The 10,247-nt window shown below is 74.5% G+C and carries 5 protein-coding genes; all 5 read right to left on the bottom strand.

The window, feature by feature from the left end; genetic code table 11:
• Positions 1–4,751 (bottom strand): type I polyketide synthase (locus tag FB457_RS34960; RefSeq protein ID WP_145784698.1); only part of this gene is annotated, 4,751 nt, incomplete at its 3' end.
• Positions 4,752–4,933: 182 nt separating this feature from the next.
• On the bottom strand, positions 4,934–5,605 hold the full coding sequence (locus FB457_RS34955; RefSeq protein ID WP_047014284.1) for a DedA family protein: 672 nt from the start codon (positions 5,603–5,605) through the stop codon (positions 4,934–4,936).
• Positions 5,606–5,702: 97 nt separating this feature from the next.
• Positions 5,703–6,209, bottom strand: coding sequence for an allene oxide cyclase barrel-like domain-containing protein (locus tag FB457_RS34950; RefSeq protein WP_047014285.1), 507 nt, complete (start codon positions 6,207–6,209; stop codon positions 5,703–5,705).
• A gap of 206 nt (positions 6,210–6,415) precedes the next feature.
• On the bottom strand, positions 6,416–7,918 hold the full coding sequence (locus tag FB457_RS34945; protein ID WP_047014286.1) for an FAD-dependent monooxygenase: 1,503 nt from the start codon (positions 7,916–7,918) through the stop codon (positions 6,416–6,418).
• 69 nt (positions 7,919–7,987) lie between these two features.
• On the bottom strand, positions 7,988–10,247 hold a 2,260-nt coding region (locus FB457_RS34940; RefSeq protein ID WP_145784697.1), incomplete at its 5' end, for an SDR family NAD(P)-dependent oxidoreductase.

The raw sequence follows: 10,247 nt of genomic DNA, 5'->3' as shown, positions 1-10,247 counted from the left end.
TCGAACGCCTCACGGAAAACCGCAAAGCCCGTCAGCCCCGCACCCATCCCCGGCCACTGCGCACCCTGACCGGTGAACAGAAGACCCACACCGCCCGCCGAAGCGGGGGACCACTCGGAGTCGTCCGCCGCCACCCGGGCCAGCGCGCTCCGCAACTCCTCGGTGTCGGAGCCCGCCACCACGGCCCGGTAGTCGCCCGTCGACCGGGACAGCAGCGAGAGCCCCACGTCGACCGGAGACACCTCTCCCCCGGCCGCCGCGACGAACTCCCCCAGCCGCGCCGCCTGATCCCGCAACGCCTCCGCGCTACGCGCCGACACCACCCACGGCACCACCGGAAGGACACCGGACCGCTCAGCAGGCGTCCGCTCTTCCTCCGGTGCCGCCTCCAGGATCACGTGCGCGTTCGTGCCGCTGATCCCGAACGACGACACCGCCGCCCGCCGCGGCTCACCCGTCTCCGGCCACTCCCGCGCCTCCGTCAACAGCGACACCGCACCCGCATCCCAGTCCACCTGCGTGGTGGGCTGATCGACGTGCAACGTCTGCGGGAGGGCCCCGCGCCGCATCGCCTCGACCATCTTGATCACGCCCGCCACGCCGGCAGCGGCCTGCGTGTGCCCGATGTTGGACTTCAACGACCCCAGCCACAGCGGCCGTTCCGCCGAGTGCTCACGCCCGTACGTCGCGAGCAGCGCCTGCGCCTCGATGGGGTCGCCGAGCTTGGTGCCGGTCCCGTGCGCCTCCACCGCGTCGACCTGTCCGGCGCTCAGTCCCGCGCTGGCCAGCGCCTGCTGGATAACCCGCTGCTGGGACGGCCCGTTGGGCGCGGTCAGCCCGTTGGACGCACCGTCCTGGTTGACGGCGGAGCCGCGGAGCACCGCCAGCACCTCGTGCCCCTGCCGCCGCGCCTCCGACAGCCGCTCCACCAGCAACAGCCCGACACCCTCGGCCCAGCCCGTGCCGTCCGCGCCCTCCGCGAACGCCTTGCAGCGACCGTCCGGCGAAAGACCCCGCTGCCGCGAGAACTCCAGGAACATCCCGGGCGAGCCCATGACCGTGACGCCACCGACGAGCGCCCGGTCGCACTCCCCGTTGCGCAGCGCCTGGGCAGCGAGGTGGACGGCGACCAGCGACGACGAGCACGCGGTGTCGATCGTCACCGCCGGGCCCTCAAGACCGAACGCGTACGCCACCCGTCCCGACAGCACGCTGACCGTGGTGCCGGTGAGCAGATGCCCGTCGTGGCCGTCGTGCCCGTCGGCGAGCCGGGGACCGTACTCCTGCGCGGTGGCGCCGATGTAGACCCCGGTGCGGCTGCCGCGCAGGCTGTCGGGGTCCACACCCGCGCGCTCACACGCCTCCCACGACGCCTCCAGCACCAACCGCTGCTGCGGATCCATCGCCAGCGCCTCACGCGGCGACACACCGAAGAACTCCGCGTCAAAATCCCCCGCATCATGCAGAAACCCGCCATGACGCGCGTACGACTTCCCCGACCTACCCGGATCCGCGTCGAAAAGATCGGCGCCCCAGCCGCGATCGACCGGGAACTCCGAGATCCCCTCGCCACCGGACCAGACCATGTCCCACAGCTCCGCCGGCGACGTCACACCGCCCGGATAGCGGCACGCCATCCCCACCACCACGACCGGATCGTCCGCGTCCACGGCGGTGGCCGTCGTCGTGACGCCCTCGTCGGCGCCGGTGAGCCGGGCGTGCAGGTGGGCGGCGAGGCGTTCGGGGGTGGGGTGGTCGAAGAGGACGGAGCTGGGCAGGTCGAGGCCGGTGGCGTCGGCCAGCCGGTCCCGGAGGGTGACGGCGGAGATCGAGTCGAAGCCCAGGTCGCGGAAGGCGCGGCGGACCTCGACGGACGACGCGTCGGCGTACCCGAGGACGCCGGCGGCCTCGCCCACGACGAGCGCCAGGGTCTCCGCCGGGTCGCCGCCCGCACCGGGGGCGGGGGCTGCCGGAGCGGCGGAAGCCGACGCGTCCGTACGTGCCCCGCCGGGGCCTTCGGCCGGGCGCACCGCCGGGGCCTGCCGCTCCCCCGTCAGCCAGTGGCGCTCGCGCTGGAACGCGTACGTCGGCAAGTCGACATGTCCGGCGCTCGCGCCCTGGAACACGGCGGACCAGTCGACGGCCACGCCGTGCAGATGGGCCCGTACGACCGCTGTCAGCACCTCGCGCACCTCGGGCGTGCCGCCGCGGCGCAGCGGTACGGTCACGGCACTGGGCAGGCAGTCCTTGGCCATGGCTGACAGGACGCCGTCCGGGCCGATCTCCACGAGCGTGGTGACGCCGGCCGCGCCCAGCCAGCGCACGCCGTCGTGGAAGCGGACGGTCCTGCGGACGTGCCGCACCCAGTAGCCGGGGTCGCAGACCTCGTCGGCGCCGATCTCCTGGCCGTCGAGGTTGGAGACGATCGGGATGCGCGGCGGCCGGAAGTCCAGCTCGGCGGCGACAGCGGCGAAGTCGGCGAGCATGCCGTCCATGTGCGCGGAGTGGAAGGCGTGGCTCACCCGCAGCCGGCGCGTCTTCCAGTCCCGCTCCGCGCACACCGCGGCCAGCCGCTCGACCGCCTCGGCTTCGCCGGAAACGACCGTCGCCGCGGGGCCGTTGACGGCGGCGACGTCCAGCCCGGGGAGGGCGTCGGGTCCGGTGAGCAGCGCCTCGACCTCGTCGGCCGGCACGCGCACGGACATCATCGCGCCGCCCTCCGGCAGCGCCTGCATGAGCCCTCCGCGGGCCGCGACCAGGCGGCAGGCGTCGGGCAGGGTGAGCACGCCGGCGACGTGGGCGGCGGCGAGTTCGCCGATGGAGTGTCCTGCCACCACGTCCGGGCGCATGCCCCAGCTCTCCAGCAGCCGGAAGAGGGCGACCTCGAAGGCGAAGAGCGCGGGCTGCGCGTAGACCGTGCGGTGCAGCTCCGGGTCGTCGTCGGCGAACATCACGTCGCGCAGGGGGCGGTCGACGTACGGCGCGAGCGCGACGTCGAGGGCGGTGCACAGCTCGTCGAGTGCGGCGCGGAAGACCGGCCAGGTGGCGTGCAGTTCGCGGCCCATGCCCGCCCGCTGGCTGCCCTGGCCGGCGAAGAGGTGCGCGACGCGGCCGTCGCGGACGGTGCCGCGCAGGACGCCGGAGGCGGGGGTGTCGTCGGCGAGCGCCGCAAGTCCCGCGAGCAGGGCGTCGAGCGTGCCCCCGGCGGCCGGAGCCGTCGCCTCCGCGGGGGTGAGGGCGGGGAGGACGGCGGCCCGGTACTCGAAGGACGCGCGGGTGGTGACGAGGGCGCGGGCGACGTCGACGGGAGGGGCGACGTCGCCTCGCGCGGTCAGGTGGTCGTGGAGCCGGCGCGCCTGGGCCCGCAGGGCGGCGGCGCTGCGGGCGGACAGGAGGAAGGGCAGCACGCCGGCGCCGGTGACGGGCGCCGCGGACTCCGGGGCGGCGTTCTCCGCGTGCTCGGCGCCTGCGGCACCGGCCGCGGCGTCCCCGCTCGGGGCCGGCGGCTCCGCCACCACCACGTGGGCGTTCGCCCCGCCCATCCCGAACGAGCTGACCCCCGCGATCAGCCGCCGGTCGGCGTGCGGCCACGGCCCGTGCTCCTCCTGCACCCGCAGCCCGAGGCCGGCGAGCGGGATCGCGGGGTTGGCGGAGCGGAAGTGGAGGCTGCGGGGCAGCTCCCGGTGGTGCAGGCTCAGCAGCGTCTTGATCAGGCCGGTGATCCCGGCCGCGCCTTCCAGGTGGCCGACGTTGGTCTTGGCGGAGCCGACGCGCAGCCGGTCCCCGTCGCCGCGTCCCGCGCCCAGGGTCTCGCCGAGGGCCTTCGCCTCGACGGGGTCGCCGAGCCGGGTGCCGGTGCCGTGCAGTTCGACGTACTGGACGTCGCCGGGGGCGATGCCGGCGCGCTCGCAGGCCAGCCGCAGCAGGTCGGTCTGGCCCCGGCCGCCCGGGGTGGTGAGGGTGTCCGTGGTGCCGTCGTTGTTGACGGCGCTGCCGAGGATGACGCCGAGCACGCGGTCGCCGTCGTCGAGGGCGTCGGCCAGCCGCTTGAGCAGCACGAGCCCGCCGCCCTCGCCGCGTACGTAGCCGTTGGCGCGGGCGTCGAACGTGTGGCAGCGGCCGTCGGGCGACAGGGCGCCGAAGCTCTCGGTGATCTCGTAGCCGTCGGCGGTGAGGTTGAGGTTCACGCCTCCGGCCAGGGCGAGGTCCGCCTCGCCGCGCAGCAGGCTTTCGCAGGCGAGGTGGACGGCGGTGAGGGAGGAGGACTGCCCGGTGTCGACGGACATGCTGGGGCCGGTGAGGCCGAGGAGGTACGAGACGCGGTTGGCGATGATGCCGCGGTGCAGGCCGGTGGCGGTGTGCTGGCCGACGGCGGCCGGGCCGAGCTGCTGGGTGAGCCGGGCGTAGTCGTCGGCCATGGCGCCGACGAACACCCCGGTGCGGGTGCCGGCGAGCGTCGCGGGCACGATGCCGGTCCGTTCCAGCGTCTCCCACGCCAGCTCCAGCACGAGGCGCTGCTGCGGGTCCATGGCGGCGGCCTCGCGCGGGCCGATGCCGAAGAAGGCGGGGTCGAAGAGGTCGACGTGGTCGAGGAAAGCGCCGCGGCGCGCCTGCTGCCGTGCCTCCCCCGGTGCGTGCAGGTCGGGACGGTCTTCGGGGAGGCCGGTGACGGCGTCGCGGCCGTCGCGCAGCAGCTCCCAGAACGCCTCGGGCGTGTCAGCCTGCGGGAGACGGCAGGCCGTCCCGACCACGGCGATGGATGCCGGGCCTTCCGGTCGCGCGGGGGCCTGGGCCGCCGGTTCCGACACTGTCCACACTCCGATCCGTCGGGGGCCCGGCGGGCGCGCGGAGGCGATACCGGGCGCGGTACTGGCTCATGCTGGGCGGCCGGGCTAAAGAGGGCCTAACCGTGGGCTGAGTGCTTACGGGCAGGTCACGCGGACTCCGCCGGGGCCTCGCGGCGCTCCCGGCGCCGGGCCCGCAGCCGGACGACGACGAACCGCGCGACGAGCACGAGGAGGACGGCGCCGACGACGGCGGTGAACCCGTTGGCGTACTGCTCCACGGTGTCGTGGCTGCTGCCGACCGCGTAGCCGACGGTGAGGAGCACGAGGTTCCACACCAGCGAGCCGATCGCCGTGTACGCCACGAAGAGCGGCATCGCCATGCGCTCGATCCCGGCGGGGAGCGAGACGTAGCTGCGCACGATGGGGATCAGCCGGCCGACCAGCACGGCCTTGGCGCCGTAGCGGCCGAACCACCCCTCGGCACGGTCGAGATCGGACTCCTGGACCAGCGGGAAGCGGATGAAGATGGCGCGCGTACGGCGTCTGCCGAGGAGCGCGCCGACGTAGTAGTGGAGGACGGATCCGATGACGGACCCGAGGGTGCTCCAGCAGACGAGCGCGAAGAAGTTGAGGTCGCCGAGGCGCGCCGTGTACCCGCCGAGGAGCAGCACCAGTTCGCTGGGCACGGTGGGAAAGAGGCTTTCCAGGCCGGTGGCGATCGCGACCCCGGGCGAGCCGAGGCTCTCCATGAGGTCGGTGGCCCAGTTGCCTGAGCTGTCCGCGGGGGCGGCGGCCCACACCTGAGGTTCGAGGATCATCGCACTTCCCGGGCTCTGCTGGTCGGGGTCGGGCAGGAGTGACCGGCGGGGGTGTGCCCGCCGGTCTCAGCCCGTCGTTCGGCTGCGGACCGCGACGTCAGTCGCAGAGCGCGATGGAGTTGAGCGACTCGGTCTCGCTGACGAGGGTCCACGTCAGCTCGCCGACCTTGCCTGCGTAGCGGCCGCCGGTGCCGTAGGCCGGGAGCTTCTGCTCCTTGCCGGCGGCCAGCTGGGTGAGGTTGACCAGGCCCGCGACGTGGATGGTGCCGTCGTCGAGGGTGTACTCGGAGGCCGAGAACGAGTACAGCTCGCCCGTCTCGGCGTCCTTCTTGATGATGATGCCCTTGATGTCGTTGGTGCCGATGCGGTTGCGCTGGTCGTCCAGCACCGCGTCCTCGGTGATCACGACGTCGCCGACGCTCGGACCGACCGGAGCCGCGTCCTTGGTCTCGGTGGTGACCAACTGCTCGATGAACGAGATGGTCATGCACTCGGCCTTGTGGGTGTCCGCGGCGTGGGCCTGGCTCGCGCCGATCGGCACGGTGAGCACGATGGCGGCGGCCCCGGCGGCGGTCAGCCGGGAGGGGATCTCTGTCGGGCGCACTGCTGTCCCTTCTGGTGGTGATACTGCTGGGCGAAAGCGCCGGGCCCGCTCAGCAGAGCAGGCACCGGCGCCGACGCGGTCATGCTGGTCCGTTGGCCTAAAGCCGCCCTTGCCCGGTTCTCACCTTCGGAGTACGGGCCGCAGGGCCGCCCGGAGAGCGCGGGGCGCGGAGCCGCGCGCGCTCTCCGGGCGCGTACCGGATCCGGTCAGGCGGTGGGGGCGCCGAACCAGGCCCGGAGAGCGATGCGCAGTTCGTCCTGGCCCCAGCCGTCGCCGTCGTGCCAGGCGACGCAGCCGTCGGGGCGCAGCAGCAGGGTGCGGGGCAATTCCGGTACGGGCTGGGCGCGGACGACCTCGACCCGGTCGGCCCAGCCGCTCTCCTCCTGCGCCGAGGCGTCACCGGACAGGTCCAGCAGCACGCCGCGGCCGGACTGCAGGGTCTCGGCGACGCCCATGTCGCCGGCGGCGGTCTTGATGCGCACCTGCGGCAGCCGCCGGCCGAGCAGCCGGTCCTCCTCGTTGCTCTTCGGCACGCCGTCATAGGCGATGGGCACGGCCGGGCCGAGGTTGGTGACGAGCTCGGCGAGGAACACGTTCACCTCGTCGAACTTCAGGAACTCGGCCATCATCTCCCGCATGTAGCGGGCGAGCGGGCGCGGGTAGAGGAGGGCGAGCTGCGCCTGGATGTTCATGCAGGCCAGCCGGCCCGCGAGGTGCCGCTCGTCGTGGTACGAGTCGAGCAGGCCCTCCGGCGCCCAGCCGTGCACCTCGGCGGCGATCTTCCAGCCCAGGTTGACCGCGTCGCCGATGGCGGTGCCGATGCCCTGCCCGTTGTACGGGTAGTGGACGTGCGCGGCGTCGCCGGCGAGGAACACCCGGCCCTTGCGGTACTGCTCGGCGTTGCGGGTGACGATCGAGTAGTGCCGCAGCCAGTGCGCCTCGGTGGCCTTCAGCTCCTTGCCGGTGAGCCGCTCGACGGCGTCGCCGAGCTGCTCCAGCGTCGCCGGGCCGTCCTCGAACTCCGGCGGCTCGGTGGAGAACTCGGCGCTGAAGACGCGCATGACGTCGGGGCTCAGCGGGGCGCCGAGGAACTGGTCGCCGTTCTCGGTGTAGGACAGGCCGTACTGCTCGCGGGCCACGTCCTCGCGGTTGATCGCGACGTCGCCGACGATGCCGCGTACGATCACCCAGTCGTCGCCGACGTAGTCGATGCCCGCGCCCTCGCGGACGACGCTGTCCCGCCCGTCGCAGCCGACGAGGTACCGGCAGCGCAGCGTCTCCTCGCCGGCGTCGGAGGCGAGCGTGACGGTGACACCGGACCCGTCGGCGGCCTCTTCGAAGCCGGTCAGGCGGGTGGCCCAGCGCAGGTCGACGCCGAGTTCGACCGCGCGGTCGATCAGCACCTTCTCCAGCCGGGACTGCAGCACCATGTGGGTGGGCTCGCGCGGCCCCTGGACCTTCTCGAAGGCGAGGCGCAGGTCCGCGAACCGCACCTCGGGGAAGGTCACCGTGCCTTCCCGCAGCCCGGCGGCCAGGCCGCGCTGGTCCAGCATCTCCAGCGTGCCCGCGTTGATCGCCATGGCCGGAGCCTCGGCGCGCTGCGCGGGGTGGACGTCCACAAGGACCGCGGGCACCTCGCGCATCGCCAGCTCGCTGGCGAGCATCAGACCGGCGGGCCCGGCGCCCACGACGACGACCGGCTCACTCATAAAGGCTCCTTCGGAAGGTACGAACGTACGTCGGTACGGGGCGCGTTGCCCGGGTCGGCGCTCGGCGCGTCACCGGGCCGCGGCCCCGGCCGCTGGTGCGGGGGAGGTCTCCCCCTCGAACGTGGTCATCAGATAGCCCGCCAGCGCCTGCGGCGTGGGGTTGTCGAAGATGGCCATCGGCGGGATCTGCAGCCCCGACACGGCCGCGATCCGGTTGCACAGTTCGAGGGCCGTGAAGGAGGAGAACCCCAGCTCGGTGAACTGGGCGTCGGCGGGGATCTCCGCGGTGTCCGCGTGCCCGAGGACCTGGGCCGCGGCGTCCCGCAGGAGCTCGAGCAGCAGCTCGGCGCGCTGGGCGGCGGGGGCGGTGTCCAGCCGGTGGCGCAGCCGCGCGGCGGCCTCGCCGAGGGGTCCGGCGCCGTCGGCGTCCTGCTCCCGGGCGCCGCTCTCCGCGGCGCCGGCGCCGCCGGCCTCGGGGATCACGCGCAACAGGGAGCCGACGGCACCCTGTTCCGACTGCCTGACGTAGCGGTCCCAGTCGACGTCCACGAGGACGGGCGCGGCGGACCGGCCGGCGAGGGCACGTACCGCCAGCCGGGCCGCGGGCGTGGGCGCCATGGGGCGGATGCCCTGGTAGCGCAGGTGCTTTCCGGCCGCGGACTCCGCCGCCTCCGGGGCCTGCCAGGGACCGCAGGCCAGCGAGCTGACGGGCAGGCCGCGTACGCGGTACGTCTGGGCCAGCGCGTCCAGGTGGGCGTGCACGGCGCCCTGGGCACCGAACCCGGCCGCGCCGAGGATGCCGACCGCGGAGGAGCAGAGCACGAACGCTTGCAGCCCGCGGTCCAGGGTCAGTTCGCAGAGGTGCGCAAGGGACGCCGCGGCCGGGTCGAGCAGCCGGCCGATGTCGTCGCCGTCCACGGCGCCGACGACGGCGTCGTCGAGCTCGGCGGCCGTGTGCACCACCGCGGTCAGCGGGTGCTCGGGGGCGACGGAGCGGAGGAGCGCGGCGACGGCGTCGCGGTCGGTGAGGTCGACGGGGGCGACCGTCGCGTCCGCGCCCGCCGCGCGCAACTGCGCGACCAGCGCGGCGGCTTCGCCGTCCGCCCCGTCCGTCCCGGGCTCGGTGGCCAGGAGCAGACGGCGCACCCCTTCGCGTACGAGCTCGACGGCGACCTCGCCGGCGAGCGCGCAGGATGCCCCGGTCACCAGCACCGTGCCGTCCGTGGCGGGCAGCCACGGCCCGGTGGCGGCGGCGAGGTCCGCGGGCCGCAGCCGGCGGGCGAAGAGCGCTCCGGGCCGGATGGCAACCTGGTCCTCGCGGGCACCCGAGCGGTCCGCCCGGCCTGCCAGCGCCACCCGGAGCCGATCGCGCACGTCCCGGTCGCCGGCGCCGCCCGCGGGCAGGTCGGCCAAGCCGCCCCAGCGCTCGGGGTGTTCGACGGCGAATGCCTGCGCCAGCCCCCAGACCGCCGCCTGCGCGGGGTCGGCGGGCGGGTCCTGGCGACCCGTGGCGGCGCCGCCCGCGGTCACGAACCACACGGGGGTCCGCGCGGCGGCGTCGTCGAGCGCGTGCAGCAGCGCGGCGGACAGCTCCAGCCCGTCGGGGCCCGGCCGCGCCGGGTCGGCGAACGCCAGCAGCGACAGCACCCCGGCGAGCCGGGGTCCGCAGGTCCCCAGGGCGGCGCGCAGCCGGCCGGCGAACGTCGTACGGGCCATCTCCCGTGCAACGGTGACGACTTCGGCCTCGGCCCCGCCCTCGTCCAGGGCCGTCAGCACGGTCCGTACGGCCGGCTGCTCCTCGGTGCCCTCGGGGACCAGGACGACCCAGGCGCCGCAGTCCAGCGGGGGCGGCGTGCCGCCGTCCAGGGCCTCCCATCCGAGTCGGTGGCCCCAGCCGCGCTGCCTCCGCCAGGTGACGAGCGCGGGCAGGACGGTCTTCCACGCCGTGACGTCGGCGTCCCGCACGCCCATCGCGGACAGCACGCCGTCCAGGTCCTCGCGCTCCAGCGCGTCCCACAGCGCCGCGTCGCCGGGGCGGGCGTCGGTCGCCTTGGTGGGGTCGGCGCGCAGCCAGTAGGGGCGGTGCTGGAAGGGGTAGGTGGGCAGGCTCGGGAGGCCGCCGCTGGGCCGGGGGAGGTGGGGGGTGAGGTCGAGCGGGTGGTGGTGGGTGTGGAGGCTGACCAGGGTGGCGAGGTGGGTGCGGGTCTCTGACGGCAGGTGGGGGGTGCTGCGGGCGCTGGCGGGGAGGTGGGGGGTGAGGGTGGGGTGGGGTGCGAGTTCGGTGTAGAGGGTGATGGCGTCGGTCTCGGTGAGGTGGGTGATGCCTTGG

The organism is Streptomyces sp. CNZ287, from assembly GCF_007827615.1.
Note: the sequence above shows the minus strand (reverse complement) of the source record. Positions and strands in the feature narration are given on the sequence as shown.

Bases quoted from the DNA above. Each gene is read 5' to 3' on its own strand.
- FB457_RS34955 (WP_047014284.1), bottom strand. From the start codon at position 5,605: ATGATCCTCGAACCTCAGGTGTGGGCCGCCGCCCCCGCGGACAGCTCA.
- FB457_RS34945 (WP_047014286.1), bottom strand. From the start codon at position 7,918: ATGAGTGAGCCGGTCGTCGTCGTGGGCGCCGGGCCCGCCGGTCTGATG.